Annotated in this window: 16 protein-coding genes; 7 read left to right on the top strand and 9 right to left on the bottom strand. The window is 54.6% G+C overall.

What is annotated here, in order from left to right:
• Positions 1-51 precede the first annotated feature (51 nt).
• Together QTO31_RS16760 and purB are read right to left on the bottom strand one after the other, a co-directional pair.
• Complete coding sequence (locus tag QTO31_RS16760; protein WP_051871077.1) at positions 52-312, bottom strand: NAD(P)H-dependent oxidoreductase subunit E; 261 nt, start codon at positions 310-312, stop codon at positions 52-54.
• Positions 313-571: 259 nt separating this feature from the next.
• A complete protein-coding gene (purB, locus tag QTO31_RS16765) occupies positions 572-1,972 on the bottom strand; it encodes an adenylosuccinate lyase (RefSeq protein ID WP_301430233.1) in 1,401 nt (466 codons plus the stop codon).
• Positions 1,973-2,425: 453 nt separating this feature from the next.
• Between purB and QTO31_RS16770 the strand changes: the two genes are divergently transcribed.
• From QTO31_RS16770 to QTO31_RS16800, 7 genes are all read left to right on the top strand, one after another.
• Positions 2,426-2,944 (top strand): MarR family winged helix-turn-helix transcriptional regulator, encoded by a 519-nt coding sequence (locus QTO31_RS16770; protein WP_035419079.1) that lies wholly within the window; start codon positions 2,426-2,428, stop codon positions 2,942-2,944.
• A gap of 120 nt (positions 2,945-3,064) precedes the next feature.
• On the top strand, positions 3,065-4,885 hold the full coding sequence (locus QTO31_RS16775; protein WP_301430235.1) for an efflux RND transporter periplasmic adaptor subunit: 1,821 nt from the start codon (positions 3,065-3,067) through the stop codon (positions 4,883-4,885).
• 17 nt (positions 4,886-4,902) lie between these two features.
• Positions 4,903-6,153, top strand: a complete 1,251-nt coding sequence (locus QTO31_RS16780; RefSeq protein WP_301430236.1) for an ABC transporter permease — start codon at positions 4,903-4,905, stop codon at positions 6,151-6,153.
• A 637-nt stretch (positions 6,154-6,790) separates the two neighbouring features.
• Positions 6,791-7,735 (top strand): NAD-dependent epimerase/dehydratase family protein, encoded by a 945-nt coding sequence (locus QTO31_RS16785; RefSeq protein WP_031458873.1) that lies wholly within the window; start codon positions 6,791-6,793, stop codon positions 7,733-7,735.
• Positions 7,732-9,942, top strand: coding sequence for an ATP-binding protein (locus QTO31_RS16790; protein WP_031458872.1), 2,211 nt, complete (start codon positions 7,732-7,734; stop codon positions 9,940-9,942). The genes QTO31_RS16785 and QTO31_RS16790 overlap by 4 nt, the downstream gene beginning before the upstream one ends.
• A 14-nt stretch (positions 9,943-9,956) precedes the next feature.
• Positions 9,957-11,063 carry a histidinol-phosphate transaminase gene (hisC, locus tag QTO31_RS16795; RefSeq protein WP_301430237.1) on the top strand — a complete coding sequence of 369 codons (1,107 nt, stop codon included), beginning with the start codon at positions 9,957-9,959 and terminating at the stop codon, positions 11,061-11,063.
• 9 nt (positions 11,064-11,072) lie between these two features.
• Positions 11,073-12,227 carry a zinc-ribbon domain-containing protein gene (locus tag QTO31_RS16800; RefSeq protein WP_301430238.1) on the top strand — a complete coding sequence of 385 codons (1,155 nt, stop codon included), beginning with the start codon at positions 11,073-11,075 and terminating at the stop codon, positions 12,225-12,227.
• 43 nt (positions 12,228-12,270) lie between these two features.
• On the opposite strand, the gene QTO31_RS16805 is transcribed toward QTO31_RS16800, so the two are convergent.
• The 7 genes from QTO31_RS16805 to QTO31_RS16835 form a co-directional block, all read right to left on the bottom strand.
• Complete coding sequence (locus tag QTO31_RS16805; protein WP_031458869.1) at positions 12,271-12,825, bottom strand: CDP-alcohol phosphatidyltransferase family protein; 555 nt, start codon at positions 12,823-12,825, stop codon at positions 12,271-12,273.
• Between the two features lie 19 nt (positions 12,826-12,844).
• Positions 12,845-13,513, bottom strand: a complete 669-nt coding sequence (locus QTO31_RS16810) for a DUF4013 domain-containing protein (protein WP_301430239.1) — start codon at positions 13,511-13,513, stop codon at positions 12,845-12,847.
• 126 nt (positions 13,514-13,639) lie between these two features.
• Complete coding sequence (locus QTO31_RS16815) at positions 13,640-14,362, bottom strand: DUF4013 domain-containing protein (protein WP_031458867.1); 723 nt, start codon at positions 14,360-14,362, stop codon at positions 13,640-13,642.
• Complete coding sequence (locus tag QTO31_RS16820; protein WP_301430241.1) at positions 14,362-15,549, bottom strand: competence/damage-inducible protein A; 1,188 nt, start codon at positions 15,547-15,549, stop codon at positions 14,362-14,364. The genes QTO31_RS16815 and QTO31_RS16820 overlap by 1 nt, the downstream gene beginning before the upstream one ends.
• Before the next feature lie 296 nt (positions 15,550-15,845).
• A complete protein-coding gene (locus tag QTO31_RS16825; protein WP_301430243.1) occupies positions 15,846-16,268 on the bottom strand; it encodes a YtxH domain-containing protein in 423 nt (140 codons plus the stop codon).
• Between the two features lie 11 nt (positions 16,269-16,279).
• On the bottom strand, positions 16,280-18,064 hold the full coding sequence (gene thrS, locus QTO31_RS16830; RefSeq protein ID WP_031458864.1) for a threonine--tRNA ligase: 1,785 nt from the start codon (positions 18,062-18,064) through the stop codon (positions 16,280-16,282).
• A gap of 15 nt (positions 18,065-18,079) precedes the next feature.
• Positions 18,080-18,658, bottom strand: a complete 579-nt coding sequence (locus tag QTO31_RS16835) for a hypothetical protein (RefSeq protein ID WP_031458863.1) — start codon at positions 18,656-18,658, stop codon at positions 18,080-18,082.
• Positions 18,659-18,981 lie beyond the last annotated feature (323 nt).

Raw genomic sequence — 18,981 nt, forward strand, 5'->3', positions numbered from 1 at the left:
GCCATGATAAATCGGTTAGGGGTAGCGGTGTGAGGAGTCGGGCATCCGCCCCTACCTTTCGCTCATCTTTCCGATTTCCTCTTTCCCATTCAGACGTGCTTCAACCAGTTCGATCAATTGCTGCGGGGTAATGCGTGGAACATAGTCGTAATCTATCATGATCGCCGGTACATCATCACAGGCGGCCATACAGTCGAGTTCCACAATGCACAGCTCGTGGGGATGCGCAGCCCGTAAACGGGCCAGGGTCTTCCAGATGTCGGGACGGCTGCGTGCGCAGAGCCGACAAACGGTTAATTCAACAGCGGCCATCCCCTGCCTACCTTTCTACAATTGAAAGTTGATCTGAAGGCAAGCGGCGTGGGTAATGTGCATGCGATCATAGTGCGGATCTTTCAGCAACTTTCTACCAGTGACACACATGAATGCCGCCTTGCAGTGATCTATTCTTTTTGTAGTGTACACTCTTTGTCAATAGATTGCAAACATGAAATCGTGTACACAATGACCAAAATCAGCCCCACTGCCACGACAACGCTGATCGTGGCAGTGGAATTATCTTGCATCAGCGCTATATCCAGTTGCCGACCGTCGCCTCATCGCGAAGTTGGGCAAGTTTGACGGCCAGGCCAATATACGTTGCCGGAGTAAGGGCCTGCAACTCGGCGCGCACCGCATCACTGACCGGCAGACTAGCGATAAAGCGGTGCAGATCATCGGTGGTGAGGGCACGACCACGTGAAAACTCTTTCAACAATTCGTATGGTTCAGCAAAACCCTCACGGCGCAAAATCGTCTGGATTGCTTCGGCCAACACTTCCGGGTGGGCCTCGAGATCACGGCGCAGACGGGCACGGTCAACGGCGATGTTTTGCAGGCCACGGAGTAACCGCTGATAGGCAAGCAGGCAATAGCCGAAAGCCAGCCCCAGATTCCGTAAGACGGTACTATCTGAAAGATCGCGTTGGAGCCGTGAAACCGGCAGCTTGCGACTGAACAACTCGAGCAGCGCACCGGCCAGGGCTAGATTGCCTTCGGCATTCTCGAAGTCAATCGGATTCACCTTGTGCGGCATAGTCGAAGAACCCACTTCACCGGCGCGGGTGGCCTGTACCAGATAGCCATCACTGATATAACGCCAGCAATCCTGGCTCAGATCGGTCAGAATGGCTCCTATCCGTTTGAGTGCATCACAGAGCGCGGCGATTGTATCGTGCGGTTCAATCTGCGTGGTCAGCAAGATTGGTTCCAGATCGAGAGAGCGAACAAACGCCCGCGAGAATTTCAACCAGTCGATCTGAGGCAACGCAGCGTAATGCGCGGCAAAGACACCGCTGGCGCCGTTGAGTTTACCGGTAATGCGAATCGCCATCAGATCGTTGATCGCCCGCCGTAATCGCATGTAGAAGACATTCATCTCTTTCCCAAACGTCGTCGGTGTAGCCGGTTGACCATGGGTACGAGCCAGCATCGGGGTTGCCGCCTCTTCGTCGGCCAGTTGCCGTATTCGTTCACGCAACGCTTCGAGAGCTGGCAGTAAAACCAACTCACGCGCCTCTTTCACCATTAGCGCATACGCCAGATTATTGACATCTTCTGAGGTGAGCGCAAAGTGAACGGCCTCAAGATGACCGGTTAAACCGAGGGCGGTCAATCGTTCTCGCAACCAGTATTCAACCGCTTTCACATCGTGATTCACTCGCCGATCCCAGGCCGCAATCGCCAGCGCATCCTCATCGCTGAATTGGCGGTAGAGCGCTCGTAATGCAGCCTGTTGGGGCGGCGTAAGCGGTGGTACGAAGTGAATGCCACGGGCACGCGAGAGAAAGATCAGATATTCGACTTCCACCCGTACCCGATAACGAAAAAGAGCTGCCTCGCTGAAAAAACCGGCCAGCACTGCGACATCCTTGCGATACCGGCCATCGAGCGGCCCCAATGCTGCCAGTTGTGTCATCTCGTTCGTGGTCATTGATTATCCTCCATCTTGCGCAAGGTACTGCCGTTACGAAGGGTACCACAGAAATGGCGGAGTGGGTGAGGGGAAGCAGGGGCACGCTGGCTCCGTACTCCCACTAGTAAGAGCAGCGCATCTCGTAGCTATTGTACTGGTGGCGTAGTGCGCACACCACCCTACCACCATCCGCGAATAGGGGTAGCGGTTCATCGCGTCGTCTCGCATGGCGAGCGCTGCGTCCCATTCTGACACGGTGACCGTCGGCGCCCCCGGCGCCGCTGCGATTACATCGGGAGGCAACATTCTGGTCTCCTCATCGCAAATCACACGCGATCAAAACAAATCAGGATATTGCCTGTGCAAGACATTGACATTCTTGCAACTATCGGGTACGATGGTTATCAGAGGTTTAAATATTTGTGGCTGAAATAATTCGCATTCTCAGTATAATTGCTTGTGAGGCGACGCATGGATGAACAAGCGGCCCGGTCGCATCATACCGATATTATCGACGATATAGTGCGTCAGATCACGTGGCAGAGCCAGAAGCAGTTGTTGCAAACGCTCAGCAGACCTGACATTAACCTGACGTTGCCACAGATGGTAACATTGTTTGCGATTCGCGAAGCTGGCCTTTGTCGAATGAGTGATTTGGCCGAGATTACCCAGCAGTCGGCAGGAACGCTCACCGGTATCGTCGATCGTCTGATCGATGAACACCTGGTTGGGCGCGTGCGCGATGCCGAAGACCGACGGGTTGTTCAGGTAATGCTGACACGCCAGGGCGAACAGCGCCTGGCGCTAGTGGAAGAGGCACGACGTGCCGATATGGACCGCATTCTGTCCCGGTTTAGCCTGGAGCAATTGCATGCCCTCGAACACCTGCTCCGACTCCTTCTCGATGGTATTAATGAGTTGATCAGCAGCCGCGACTCTGAACAACATCTGCACGGGCAGGTCAATTCATCACTCGACCGTCCCATGTAATTTTCACCGGCAACCTTTCAATGTTCTGTTTCGTCATATTACGATGGATAGCATCAGCATTACAATGTACTTGCTGATGGGTCGTTTGTGTTGTGGATAAAAGCAATTTGAGGCTGTATTATGGCTCAGTCATCACGTCCTCGTCGTCGAACATCTCGGCTCTGGTGGGGCATTGGCATTCTCCTCATTATTGGTGGTATTGTTGCCGGGACGTTTGTGTTTAATCGTGGTCAACCGACCAACCTTCGGCTTAACTATGCACTGACTCGTCCGCAGCGTAGTCCGATTCAAGCGACGGTGAATGCTAGTGGTTCGATTCAACCGCAACAGGTGCTCGATCTCGCATTTACCAGTAGTGGCCTGATCAGAGAGGTATTGGTACAGGTCGGTGATCAGGTCACTGCCGGTCAGGCGTTAGCCCGTCTCGATACACGTGATCTCGAACTGCGGGTTGAACAGGCGGCAGCACAACTGGCTCAGGCCCAGGCAAATCTCGATCGATTGCGGGCCGGGCCGAGTGAAGCCGAGGTAGCTGCGGCTGAGGCGCAACTGGCGCAGGCGCAAGCTCAATTGCGCCAGACAACCGGTGGTGTGACCGAGAAAGACCTGGAAGCTGCCCGCGCACAGGTCGAGCAGGCCCGGGCTAATCTGGCACGCTTGTTGGGTGGGCCAAAGGCCAGTGAAGTGGCTCAGGCTCAGGCCCAGGTTGACCAGGCGGCGGCAGCGTTGCAAGCACAACGCGACTCGCTCTCGGCGGCTAAGACACGGGCCGAGTCGCAGTTGTTGCAGGCAGCAAATGCACTGCGCGACCGTCAGGCAGAGTACAGTCGGATTTATAACGATAATCGTGAACGTGAGCAACAACTGGCAAGATTCGGCCAGTCGCTGCCGCAATCTGCACTTGACAACGAAGCGGCTGCGCTGCGTGCAGTGCAGAATGCTGAAGAGCAGATGCGACAGGCAAAGATTGCTTACGATCAGGCAGTGCAGGCCGAAATCACCGGGATTGCTCAGGCTGAAGCGCAGTTGCGTAGCGCACAAGCCAATCTCGAGCGCATCCTCGCCGGTGCCGATACCGATCAGGTTGCCGCAGCAAGGGCACAGTTAGCCCAAGCCGAGGCTAACCTGAATAAATTGCTCGGCGATCAACGAGCCGGTAGCCTGGCTGCCGCTAATGCCGCAGTCGCCAACGCTCAGGCTAATCTCAAACGCATTACCTCGCCACCCAGCGAAGCCGATCTGGCCAGCGCCGAGGCGCAGGTTGCCAGTGCGCGGGCCAGTCTAGCACAAGCACAGCTTGCCCTCGAACGGGCAACGCTGGTTGCGCCAATTGCCGGTATGGTGGCCGAAGTCAATCTTGAGGTCGGTGAACTGTACAATGCAGCTCGTCCGGCGGTGGTACTGGCCGATCTGAGTGGATATTATGTTGATGTTACTGTTGACGAGATCGATGTTGCCCAGATTGCTGTTGGTCAGCCGGTGATACTTGTGCTTGATGCTCTACCTAATCTTGATCTGCGCGGTACCGTTACCCGCATTAATCCGCTCTCAATCGTGCAATCGGGGGTAACTGCTTACACGGTGCGGATCGTTACCGACAATCCACCGGCGGCAGTGCGACCGGGTATGTCGGCCAGTGCCGATATTATTGTGGCCGAAAAGAGCGATACGCTGGTAGTGCCCCGACGGGCCATCCGTGCGGAAGGTGGGCAGTTCTTCGTTGATGTGACCGTTGATCCGGCGTTATGCAACCTCGATATTGCCCAACGCCCGTTACAACCGGCTTTACAGGCAGTAGCGGTGCAAACGGGCTTGAGTAACGAGCAGGTGATCGAGATCAGTGCCGGAAATATTGATGAAAACAGTTGTGTTTATGTGCCAGGGGTAGATGCGCGCTTTAATCTCTTCAGCGGCCCACCTCCTGGAGTACGTAATCGCTGAGATACGTGGAGCAGGCTATGCTAAACCTGATTGAAGCACTACGGATTGCTTTTAATAGTCTGCTGGCCAATAAATTGCGCGCCATACTGACCATGCTCGGCATTATCATTGGCGTTGGTGCGGTGATTGCTTTGCTGGCACTAGGTGGTGCGATTCAAACCCTGGTGACCAGCGAGTTACAGGGATTAGGCAGCAATCTCGTCTTTCTATTTGCCGGTACCAACGACCCGGAAACGAATCGTCGCGTACCACCACGCCTGACCAATGAAGACATTGCCGCAATCGCCGATCCGCTGAACGTACCGGCAGTTGCCGCAGTTTGTGCTGAGTTCAGTCGGCGTGCCCTTACGACCTATGGCGGCGCCAGCTACGATGCCCTCATTGCCGGGGTCAGTGCCAACTATTTGCAGGTACGGAATGCGCGAGTCGCGGTAGGGAGCTTCTTTGACGAACGCTCGATTGAGCTACGTTCACGCGAGGCGGTCTTGGGTCATCGGGTTGCCCAGCGGCTCTTCCCCAACGGCGCCGATCCCATCGGGCAGCGGATTCGGATCAACGGGATTGGCTTTCAAGTGATCGGTGTGATGGCCGAACGGGGTGGGAGTTTCGCCTCAAATGAAGATGACCAGATTTTCGTTCCGCTTACGACGGCACAAGACCGTCTCTTTCCTCCCGCACAAAATGTGACGCGGCGCGTTGATGTAACGGTCGTCTATATTCAAGCGCGTGATGAAAAGAGTATCGATGATCTGATCGATCAGGTAACGGCGCTGCTCCGCCAACGGAACGGTTTGACCTATCAAGACAATAACTTTACGATTGTGACCCAGCAAGACCTGGTAAGTTCCTTTGCAACGATTACCGGTGCGATCACGATCTTTTTGGGCGCCATTGCCGCCATTTCGCTGGTGGTGGGGGGGATCGGGATTATGAATATTATGCTGGTGAGCGTGACCGAACGAACTCGCGAGATCGGGTTGCGCAAAGCAGTCGGGGCGCGCCGCAATGATATTCGGCTTCAGTTCTTGGTCGAAGCAACGGTGCTCAGTTTAATGGGTGGAGTGTTGGGGATTGCACTCGGCTACGCACTGGCGGCTATTGGCACAGCACTGCTGGCGAATTTTTCACCAAACGCACGGGCTGAAGTGAGCCTTGATGCAATTCTGCTGGCGACATTAACCTCGATTGCGGTCGGTATCTTCTTTGGTCTATACCCGGCCGACCGCGCCGCACGGCTTGATCCCATCGCGGCGCTGCGTTATGAGTAGCGCCGGAACAACGGGCAGTACCTCTGCACGATAAAATTTGGACGCTGCCCCTGCTTTGCTAATGGAGGTTTCCAAGTTCTCAGAGCGTGATCAAAAACCTGGGCTTATGATACGCAGTAGAGTATTTAGGGGAACGCTGGCGGGCAATGCATGCGTCTCCGCTACTCCGCGACGCGATGGAAAAGGTTTTAACGGTTTCAGGGCCTGTGCTGCGGAGCAGGCTTGGAGACCCTAACCTTCCCCCAGGCCCCCTTCCTCTCCCCGTTTGGGAGAGGAAGGGGGAACGGTATACCATTAGAGATGGGGTTGGCACCAGCCTCTCCCGATTCGGCGACGGGCACATCGGCGAGATGAAAAGAGGATAGTCACAGACCACTGTCGGAACGGGGAGCTACTTCCACAGTCCCTGTAGATAGGGTGGACCCCACCTCCTCGCTCACCCTTCTCTTTTCTCTTCCTCCATCGTCACTGTCGGCGAGAGCATACGCTTTGCCCCTTAAAAGGCAACATCCCTGCATTAGCCCCCCTTTGGTTGCATGCTATACTGTTAGCACACGTCGCTGAAGGCATCAAACGGGCATGCGCCGCAAGTGACGTGTACATGACCTTTTCACTGATTGGCAATACGGTTCTATCAATGCGCATCCTAATCACCGGTTCTTCTGGCATGATCGGCACCAATCTCGGCCTGCGGTTACTTGAGGCGGGTCATGATGTTTTTGGGATTGACCGACGGGTGAACACGTGGACTGATCGTATCCCTACGTTGTTACAAGACCTTGCGGTTCCGCAACGCGATTTTCGGGCAGGCATCGGTGGTGCACCTTATCCACCGTGTGATCTGGTTGTGCATCTCGCAGCCAATGCCAAAGTCCATGACCTGGTCACCGAACCGCATCGTGCGTTAGAAAATATCAACATTACGTATAATGTGCTCGAATATTGCCGACTACACGACTTGCCAATCATCTTTGCCTCATCGCGTGAGGTATACGGCGATATTCATCGGTATATCACTGAAGAGACTCGCGCCGATTTTAGCTTTACCGAAAGTCCATACTCAGCGTCAAAAATTGCCGGTGAAGCGTTGATCTACGCTTACGCACGTTGCTACGGCTTACGCTACATTGTGTTTCGCTTTTCCAATGTTTATGGCCGTTTTGATAACGATCTTAACCGCATGGAACGGGTGATTCCGTTGTTTATCCATCGGATCAGTCGAGGTGAACCGGTAACGGTGTACGGTAGCGATAAGGTACTCGATTTTACCTATATCGATGATTGTATCGATGGTATTATGCGTGGTATCACACGTTTATGTAGTGGGGAAGTGGTCAATCGTACCATCAATCTGGCTTATGGCGAGGGGAATACGCTGATTCGAGTTGCCGAGTTGATAGGTCAGGTGTTAGGTCGTCAACCGGAGATCATCGTCCAACCGGCTAAGCGGGTTGGCGAAGTGAACTACTACGTAGCCGATATTCGCCAGGCCCGTGAATTGCTGGGTTTTCAGCCGCAGGTGCCGTTGCCTGAAGGCATTCGCCGTGCCGTAGCATGGTCGCACAGAGAGAAGACCGTATGACGGAGCACCAGTCTGAGCTGCATCTTTCTGATCAGGTAAACGAACGGTCAATCCCTACCGAACGAGTACAACGTTGGTTGCAGACCGGTATTACCTGGCTGGCGTTGCAAGAACCAGAACGCCTCTTTCCGGCGCTGGTGACGGGTGTGATTGACATGTTACCGGCAGTTACGGCGGCGGTTCTCTGGTTGGTTAAGGGCAGCAGTTTGCAACCGGTTGCACAGGCCGGCTTGACGATGCCTCCTGCTACGTATGATCAATGGCTGCGGCTCAGGTTACGCAGCGGTGAGGGTGCAGCCGGATTAGCCTGGCAACGCGAAGCTCTTGTGCAACAACATGGCGAGCACGGCTATCGCGAACTCCAGGGCATTGCATCACCCGAGGCGCAAGCGGTGTTTCAGGCTATCGGCGATCTGCTACCCCGTAGCTTGATAGTAACCGCCATCCCATTACGAGCCGGACCATCGTTTGTTGGTGTACTGGAATTGATCGGTGTTCCTACCGATTCTTTCCGACTAGCAACAGTTGACCTCGAGATGATTGCTGGGATGGTCGCGGCAGCGATTCGCAATGCCCAGCTCTACGATGAACTTCGCCGTAGTCATCAGCGGTTGAAGGCGTTTGATGCTGTTGTTACCTCGATCAGCACCGCTGCCGATCTACCTGATCTAGTGCAGAGCGTGTTGACCGTCGTCCTCGAACTCACACCAGCCCAGAGTGGTGCGCTTTTGCTGTTCGACCCGGCTCAAGAACGGCTCCAGATCAGTGCCTGGTCTCATATGGACCCGGCAGCGCTGAGCTGTTTCGACCAGGTCGCGGTTGATGCCAGCCCCTGCGCCGAGATTGTGCGTTACGGTCAACCTGCCGTTCGTCCCCTCTTGTCGGAACGTGGTGAAACGCCGCTGCTGGAAGCTGGCCTGATGGCCGCAGCGTATCTTCCGCTACTGGCCGGTGGTACAGTTACCGGTGTACTGGCATTGTTCGGCGATCTAGAATTCACCAGGGCAATTGATAAAGATATGTTGATGCCAATCTGCAATCAGGTTGGCTTTGCGATTGCGAACGTTCGCTTGTACGAAGACAGCCAGCGTGAGCGACGGAAATTTCATACGGTCGTCGAGTCGATTGCCGAAGGGGTGTTACTCTGTGATCGCTATGGTCGGCTGACACTGGCGAATCAGGCGGCCCATGATCTGCTCCCCCAGGCCAATTTGAGTTTTGAAACCCCCCTGGCAACCATTCCGGAACTCTATGATCTGCGTGATCTCGATGGTCATCCGCTAACGCCCGATGAACTTCCGTTCACCCGTGCCCTTCGCGGCGAGACGTTCTCTGATTATCGGTTGATGCGGCGCTTACCCGATAACGCCGAACGCTTTTTTAGCTTCAGCGGTGCACCGGCAGTCAATGAACGGGGAGAAGTCGAGGGCGCTGTGATTACATTCCGTGATATTACCGCAACGCAGAAGGTCCAACGGGCGAAAGATGAATTCCTGGCTGTAGCTGCCCATGAATTGCGCAGTCCACTGGCAGCGGTGCGCAGTTATGCCGATCTCTTGCTACGACGTGAACAACAGCGCGAGGGTGATCCCCGCGATCTGCACGGGTTGACAATTCTCACCCAACAGGTATCGCATATGCTGCGCCTGGTGGATAATTTGCTCGATGTTTCTCGTCTCGATTCCGGTCAGTTTGATTTGCAGTACCAGCAGATCAATCTGGTGACCTTAGTCCAACAGGTTATCGATCAGCAGCGGCCCAGCGCCGGTAATCGAGAGTTACTGCTCGAAGGTGAAACGGCTGAATTGATCATCACTTGCGATCCGATGCGTATTCGTCAGGTTTTGACCAATCTGATCAGTAATGCCATCAAGTACAGCCCTCCCGAGAGCGTGATCGGTGTGCGTCTCCGGCGTGCCATTCTGTTGAACAGTCAGATACCTGCCGTTCTGATTAGTGTCAGCGATCAGGGGCCAGGCATTCCACCCGAAGAACAGGAGCGCGTCTTCCAGCGCTATTACCGTGCACCAGGCCGACAGGCCGAAGGGCTAGGGCTGGGCCTCTACCTGAGCCGTGAAATCGTCCAGATGCACGGTGGTCAGATCTGGATCGAAAGCCGTGAAGGTCAGGGTAGTACCTTTATGGTGCTCTTACCGGTTGAACAACCGCAACGTTCAGCCAATGATCGCATCCCAGAGTTACGTTAACGAGGAGTATTCACGTGCCAGTTCGTAAGAAATCGTTTGTGCAGGCATTACCCCCCGCCCCGCCACCGCGACGCACCACATCCGACGTGGTGTCTGTGCGGTTGGCAGCGAACGAAAACCCGTTAGGCCCTTCACCGCGGGCGTTGGCTGCACTTCAGGCTGCGCTGAACAATATCCATCGCTATCCTGATGCCAGCGGCACGACCTTGAAATATGCTCTGGCCGAGCGGTTTGATGTGCAACCCGATCAGGTGATGCTCGGCAATGGTTCAGATGAGCTGATCATGTTGGTCTGCCACGCCTTACTTGGTGAAGGCGATGAAGCCGTACTGGCTCAGGGATCGTTTATCAGCTATGCACGACGCATTCAGGCCCAGGGCGCAATTGCCCGCCAGGTTCCCCTGCGTGAGATGACGCACGATCTACCGGCAATGGTCACCGCGATTACCCCACAGACTCGCCTGGTCTTTGTCTGTAATCCCAATAATCCGACCGGCACAACCGTTGGCGCAGCGGAACTGATGAGGTTTCTTGAACAGGTACCAAGCGATGTGCTGGTGATAGTTGATGAGGCGTATCGGGAATTTGTCACTCGTCCCGATTTTCCCGATCTCTTACCGCTGGTGCGAGCCGGCCAGGAGAACCTGTTGGTACTACGTACCTTTGCCAAAATTCACGGCTTGGCCGGGCTACGCTTGGGTTACGCCTTCGGCAACCCCGACCTGATCGCTTATCTTGAACGAGTACGACCGGTGTTCAACGTCAATACCCTGGCTCAGATTGCCGGTCTGGCAGCACTCGACGACGCCGAACATCTCGAACGTTCACTAGCGCATGCTACCGCCAGTCGAACGTTTCTGACCACCCAACTGCGGGCGATGGGGCTTACCGTTATTCCGGGTGAGACGAACTTTGTGGTGGTAGCAGTGCCTGATGATACGACAGTAGCAGCCGCGCTGGCCCAACGTGGGGTGTTGGTAACGCCACTCAGTGGCTGGGGATTACCAGGTTGGATGCGGGTTTCATTTGGTACCCACACCGAGAATGAGATGTTTGTTGCAGCGTTGCGCGAGATACTGTCTGGCGCAGATCTTGCCGATAAGCATAGTGCGTCACACTAAGGAGATAATATGAGTGAACCACAATCGCCTACCTTCTGCGCTCAATGTGGCCGTAAGTTGTCCCCCGAAGATCGTTTTTGTCCAGAGTGTGGTACGCGCGTTCCCGGAAACTCAGCCGCAACTCCACCCCAACCACCAACCGGCGTTCCAACGGTCGTATTGCCGCCCAATCAACCGCCAGCCGGCGTTCCAACGGTCGTGTTGCCGCCCAATCAACCACCAGCCGGAGTACCACCAACGGTCGTGTTGCCACCAACGCAGCCGCCGGTCGGGTCGTCACCACCTCAGTCACCACCAGGAGTACCACCCGTTATTCCTCCTGTACAGAGCGTAGGAACACCTCCTGATCCGTTTCTGCCGCCGCCACCTCCTGCATACGGCGGATTATCAACGCACCCCAGCCCACTACAAATCCCCTCTACGACCGGTATGACGGCGCAACGCTCAAACAACTGGTTGGTGTGGGGGCTGGTTGGTGGAGGTGGCTGTTTACTTCTCATATTTATAGTTACATGTGTGGCCATACTCCTATCGATCTCAATGTTCAATACCGTTTCGGAAGACCTGATATCGACATCGCCAACCACCGGTAGCAGCGGCGCCGTTGCACCGGTCACCGATGGGCAAGTCTTGTTTCGTGACGATTTTGAAGACCCGCAGGCGAGCAATCTAGGGGAGAGCGAAGATAGGAGCTCGCGTTACGCCTATGACCAGGGCAACTACGTCATCGAAGTGAAACAATCAGAGATGCTGGTATGGGCGCTGGTAGAAGGAACATACCGTGATGTGGTAATCGAAACGAGCTATTCAGTTCCCGCGAACAGTGCAAACGTTGCAGCCGGGCTGATCTTCCACTATCAGGATTCCAACAACTTCTACTTGTTCAGTGTATCCAACGATGGCTACTACGCACTCGAACTGTTAAAAGACGATCAGTGGGTCACGCTCATCGATTGGACCAAGCATAACGTGATCAATGCGGCAAAGAACCGCCTCCGGGTAGTACTGAACGGCGACGAGATTACTCTCTTTGTCAACGACCGTCAGCTCGAAAAGACCCGTGATCCGACCTTTACCAGTGGCGAGATTGGTCTGGCAGTTACCAGTTTTGATAAAGCCGGCGCGATTGTACGTTACGACGAGATTACCATACGCAAGCGATGAATTGTCAGGGGCCGGTTTCGTCCTGCCCCTACAGTTCGTGCCATCAATTATCCGTGCACATAATCTTCCAGAAACGCCAGCCATATTCCACAAACGAAAAACCAAATGGGATCAGTGCTGCGTAAAGAGCCGGTTTGCCCCAGCGCGGACCTCCAGCCAGATAAAGCAACGCAACCAGCGTCATCGCCAGGGTCGTTAGCTTACCACTACTGGCTGCGGTGGTAATATGGGCTTTGCGGCGCAGAACAACGAATCCGGCAAGTAAAATCCCAACATCGCGGAAGATGAGTAAGCCGGTTGCCCACCACGGAAACCCGCGTGTGCGAGACAGCATCACTGCTGCCGAGTCGATCAACACCTTATCGGCAATTGGGTCGAGAATTTGGCCTAGCTTCGACACTTCGCCACGCCGACGGGCAATCGGTCCATCGAGAGCGTCGGTGAGCATCGTAAGCGCCAGTAATACCAACGCCCGTTGACGACGGTCATTGCGCTGCATGTAGTAAATCGTTGCCGGCAAGAGTAACAAACGGCTGATCGTCAACAGATTTGATGGATAGAGCAGTTCTCGTGGCTGAATGAGGTCGCGAAAAGCCATTGCGTCCTCCTAATTGTAGTTACAACGACGGTGGCGCTGGCGTAGTGGTTACCTGTCGAACCGTTTGCCCAAGTAGATGACCGAAGACGAACGCTGCATATGGTACGCTAAAGATGATACCGATCATGAAGAAGATGCTTCCCAGGCTGGCAACGAAATAGCACAACACCGAAACAAGCCACAAGACTAACCACTCTACCGGATAATTGCGAAACCACTGCCAGATTTCTCCTGGCTGTAAGGCTGCACTGAATGAGCCTGTCTGCACATACCGACCAATGCCGATGAGTAATGCCGGTTGGGTAATAAGGGTAAATGGCAATAGCATAATACTGAAGCAGATCAACAGGCCGATCAGTATCCCAAACGGCGGTTCGCGATTACTGCTGGAAGCAATGATAACACCGACTAAACAAAAAAAGAAACAAGAAAAGATGATTATTGGTAAATAATAAAAAACAGATATGATAAGACTAGAGAAACCTTCTCGAAACATATCACCGATCTGATCCAATCTGGGTAATGGTCTTTCTTGCCCACTCGCCAGCGAACGTGCAGTCATAATAGTACAACCCAGGAGAGCAATCTGCCCTACAAATGGAATAAATTGTAAAAGACCGATTGTAAGGGTGATCTTCCACCAGTCTGGATCATCGAATACGAAGCTAAAAGCGCGTGTAAGATTCATGAGGTACTCCGATCAAGCTCTCTGATGGGCATTCCGAAAACGACAGAACGTTTGAGCAAAGTGTCATTTTCCGAGCCCGATCAAGAACCAGGCAGCAAATACTGCGGGCAACCATTTCGCCTCGACTCAGGCACGAGTCATCAGTTGCGCCTGCCGTTCCGCCGCTACATAGAGTTGAGCACCGACCAATTGGGCAAAGACCCCGGCGCTGCACAAGAACCACCCATCCAGAATGATTAGCGGCAGTGGTGCATTCAAGACCATCAGCCCCCACATCAACACAGCTAACAGTCCAGCCGGTAGATATGCAGCCAGACTGGTCAGTCGTGCGCGCCAGAAATAAGTACGGTACGGCGGTGTGAATGCGCGTCGCACCGTGTCCAGGCTGAGGGCCTGTTCAATCCGACCCTCCTCGGCAAAGATAAGCCGACCAATAGGGGCCACACCGATGAGAAACAGGCTCCCCCAAAGCAACCCTATCAGGCTCAGAATACCGCGCATAACCGGTTCGAGCAGTTGCGTTTGGGCGGCCAGCACCAGCGTCAGACCACTACACACCAACACCAGAATACCGATCATAAGGGGGAGAACAAAGAAGGCCAGATCGATGAGCAAGGCCAGGATACCGGTTATGGCCCGCAATGTCCAATCACGCCATGGAGGTAACGGGATGGGAAAGCCACGGCGGCTATTATCATAGCTCTCCATAATGAAACCAACTGCTAACGGCAAACCGATAATCGTCATTGCCAGTGCCCCGTGGAGCAGACATTTCCACCACCACGCCGGATCACGGCAGATCAGGGCAATGGCCGCCGATAACGTTGTCGGTGATGATGAGGTATACACTACTCCGGCTCCCCGGCTAGATAGCGACGCAGGAGATCAAGCGCTGCTGTTCCGATAAACTCAAAGCCATCAGATGAGCGGAGATCAAAGGGACGGTTTAGCCGTCGTTCGCCCGTAGGGGTGATGAGCGCAAACGAGACGCTTGTAAAGCCGTTGGTATCTGGCCAACTTGCCGGTTGGACACCTAAACCGATGCTACTTTGCCAGCGTTCGGCGACATTGGCTGCACCAGCAGCAGCCAAGTCTGATGCCGCCTGAGTATCGGCGGGACTATCGAGCGGATGTATCTCTACGCCACGCAACACCTGATCACTGTCGGGCAGCGACAACAAGGCCTGCAAAACCGGCGCACGGAGGATTCCTTCGTAGAGCGCCAGAGTCTGATGGCGCTCTCGCAGAAGACGAGCGACCACCGTCGGTAGTTCTTCTTCTCCTAGCAAGTATTGACCGAGACGTTCGCGAATGATTGCCTCAGTGCGGGCAATCATCGCTTCGGCTTCAGCCTGACTTTCGGCACGCGCACCGATGCGTAATTCGTAGCGGGCACGTTTGGCTGAAATCCCGACGGTGGGGTTGGTCTGTTGCATCAGATCGGCAATCCGCTCGCCGATCACACTTTCACCGAGGCCGACCGCATGCAGGGTACGCACCAGTATTACGGTCGTGATGCCACGTTCCTCACGAAGATACGGTAACACCGCCGTTTCAAACAGATAACGCATCTCACCCGGCACTCCAGGCAGCACCACCACGGTTCCCCGCTCATCTTCGATCAGAAAGGCTGGCGCTGTACCACGTGGATTAGGAATGATCCGCGCTCCGGCAGGAACATACGCCTGTCGGCGGTTGCTCTCGCTCATCGGACGGTTCATTGCTGCGAAACGAGCGGCAATCTGATCGAGCAGTTCGGGATGGAACTCCAAGGGCCGATCCAGTGCGGCGGCTACCGCTTCACGGGTAACATCATCAAGAGTTGGGCCGAGACCACCGGTGCAGATCACCAGATCGGCTCGGCTGAGTGCCTCACGAACAGCGGTAGTGATGCGGTCGACATTGTCGCCAACGACCATTTTGCGATAGACATTGACGCCCGCAGCCGCTAGTTGGCGAGCAAGATAGGCACTGTTGGTATCAACCGTTACACCGAGCAGGAGTTCTGAACCAATTGCGATAATCTCAGCGTCCATGCAATCCTCGTTGTGATGTGCTACCGGCGAGCCGAAGTGTGTTTCAATTCGATGTGGCAGGTCTTAGGTAGGACGATCAAGTTTCCTGATGGGATAAAGGGACTAAGTTCTTCATCACTGTTTTCATGCAGTATACCGCACTCCTACCCTACAATAGCGATAGTTCACCGAAATACAATTTTCATGGAATGGTGGCAGAGGCGGGTGCTGACCCCGCCCCATTCCGGTGGTGAACCACCATTCCCTTCCCCCATAATGACCGACCGGCGCTATCGGCGTGATCGCTTGTAGACCGATCATGCCAGCGGCTCCTGGGGCGGTCGTTCACTTATCCGTTTGCGATATTCGCGCCACAGTTCTTGCTCACGTTCGGCAGCGGCACGCTGACCGGCCGAAATGGCTGCCCGTAACCGTTCAGCAAATGACTGGCGCACTACACCAACACGTGCGGCAAGATGTTGGCGAGTTTCGCGACCTGAACGTGGATTGAACAGAGCAACTACTGCAAAGCCTAGCACCGCTCCGACCACCACCCCAGTAATAAAGGCGCCAGCCGCCGACGCCGTCTGTCGTTCGTGTTCGCGGCGCAGTGCGGTCAGTAAACGTTGGGCAGCTTCGCGTTCAGCCGCCAGCGCTTCGAGCGTTGCAGTCCGTTCGGCGTGGATCGCCTCGGCAAATCGGCGTGCCACCTCGGCAATAGCGTCGTTCTCAACGGTCATGGAGATACTCCTCACTTGCGGGTGCGAATCTCATCTAGCGCACGTGCCAGGAATGCGTCAACGGCCATTGCACCCAGGTCTTCACCACTACGGGTGCGCACAGCAACAGCATCGGCAGCTTCCTCTCTGGCGCCGATTATAAGCATATACGGAATCTTCTGCAACTGAGCACGACGAATCTTGCCTTGCATCCGGTCACGGTTGTCGTCGAGTTCAACGCGCAGACCGGCGGCAAACAGCCGCTGACGTACCTGACGGGCAAAATCCATTTGTTTGTCGGTGATGGGGATGATCACCGCCTGCACAGGTGCCAACCAGAGTGGAAATGCCCCACCGTAATGTTCAATTAAAATACCCATAAACCGTTCGGTCGTACCGGTGACGGCACGGTGTAAGACGACGGGGGTGTGAGGTTTGTCGTCTTCACCGATGTATTCGCAACCCAGACGGGCGGGTTGAATAAAATCAACCTGGATCGTGCTTAGTTGCCATTCGCGCCCTAACACATCACGCGCAAGAAAATCGGCTTTCGGCCCATAGAAGGCGGCTTCACCTTCAGCTTCAAAGTAATCGACGCCGTTAGCTTCGAGGGCGCTGCGCAGCGCTGCGGTCGCTAATTCCCACTTTTCATCATCCTGAACGTATTTTCCTTCTTTCCCGCGCAGTGATAGGCGCACTTTATAGTCGGTAAACTTATAGGTACTCAACACCTCACGAATGACCTGTAGCGCGAGGCTAAACTCCTCCTGGATTTGATCGGGGCGGCAGAAGATATGGCAATCATCCTGCGTCAATGCACGCACACGGGTTAACCCGCTTAACGCACCGCTATCTTCGTAGCGGTAAAGGGTTGCGAATTCAGCAAAGCGGATCGGGAGATCGCGGTAGCTGATGACACCGAGCTGGTTGTAGAGAGTCATGTGACTAGGACAGTTCATCGGTTTGAGCCGGAAGATGAGGTCTTCGCTCTCAACCATCGGCGGGAACATGCTCTCACGATAATTATCGTAATGCCCCGACTTGCGGTAGAGCTGCTCTTTCACGACGTGACCTGTCCAGACGTGCTGATAACCGTAGCGGGTCTGAACTTCTCGCACATACGTTTCCATTTCGTGCCGAATGATCTCGCCCTTGGGAGTAAAGATCGGCAAACCAGGACCGATGTCATCAGAGAAGAAAAAGAGACCCAGCTCTTTACCAAGGCGACGATGGTCACGTTTACGTGCTTCCTCTAGCCGATGCAAGTATGCTTCCAGTTCTTCTTTGGTATTCCAACCTGTACCGTAAATGCGTTGCAACTGACGGTTTTTTTCGTCGCCGCGCCAGTAAGCACCAGCAATGCTCATCAACTTGAAGGCTTCAGGATTGATCTCGCCAGTGTGGTTGAGATGGGGGCCACGGCAGAGATCTTCAAAGGTATCTTGACGGTACGTCGAAATAACGGTATCGCCATGATGCGTCTCACCGTACTCGTCAAGCCCTTTAGCTAAACCTTCGATCAGCTCTAGCTTATACGGTTGATTGGCAAAGATCTGGCGAGCTTCTTCCGCACTGACTTCACGGTAGATAAATGGATGATTGCCAGCGATAATACGCTTCATCCGCTTTTCAATCTCGGTCAGGTCTTCAGGCGTTAGCGGACGTGGCAAATCAAAATCGTAGTAGAAGCCATTTTCAATCGGTGGTCCAATCGCAATTTTGGCATCGGGAAAGATTTCTAGCACAGCCTGCGCCATCACATGGGCCAGCGAGTGACGCAAGCGGTAATAGGGATCGCTGTTTGGATCGACTGGCATAGCGAGTGTTTCCTCCTATCTTGTAACAATGGTCAAGTAACCGTCGATGATCCGCGCCTCAATTATCTGGCGATCTTGCCGACTGAATTCAGCGTTAAGTCGTTCGTTCAGAACAGTGGTAAGATCAGGCGCCGAGAGAAACATCGCCAATGGCCCCGCAACCTGGGGATCGAGGACGGCAAGGCGTCCATCACGCACAGTAATTCCACCACTGATCACTCCAGTCATACCGTAAGCTTGGACGCTTATCACGGCGCGTTCGTTTTGAAAGCGAACCTGCACTGCCTCGACCGGCAACGTAGCCCCAATATCGGTTAGATATTCGTTAACCTCGGCTTCGCTAACCGTTACCCTACCTGGTGGCAGAGCTGCAACCAACACCGGCAGCGGAGCACCGGCAACGTCAACCGTCGGCCCTGAAGGGGCGAGCAGATCGGCAAAACGACGACCAAGCGTCACACTGATCTGCGGGCGAACAAGCAACATAAAGAGCAGAGCAATGGTCACCAATCCCAGGCCAATGCGGATGACCTGACTGGCACAGCCAGTTGTTTCTCGCCGCCGGGCAGCGAGCCGACGGGCGGACACGCGCATACGTTACTCCTTCGTGCCTAACGGAAACAGCTCTCCGTCCGCACGGGGACGAAGAGCTGCTTCGTGGTTCCACCCTGTGTTCACCGAACACCATCCGGTGTCCGGCCTCATTCCTCGCGATAACGGGCGAATCCCGTGCTCCCATACTGGCAATCTGCGTTCCGGGAGCCACTCAGAGGGGGTTTTCACCCGATCTGCGACCGAGCACGCTCTCAGTCACGACGCGCTCTCCCTGTGGTTAGTATCGGGCTACTCGTCCTCGTCGGCGCTTTACACTACTGCCGCCGCCATGGTAACGCGAAGCAACCTCAGAGTCAAGCAGA

This window comes from Chloroflexus sp. MS-CIW-1, assembly GCF_030444705.1.
Lineage (GTDB): Bacteria > Chloroflexota > Chloroflexia > Chloroflexales > Chloroflexaceae > Chloroflexus.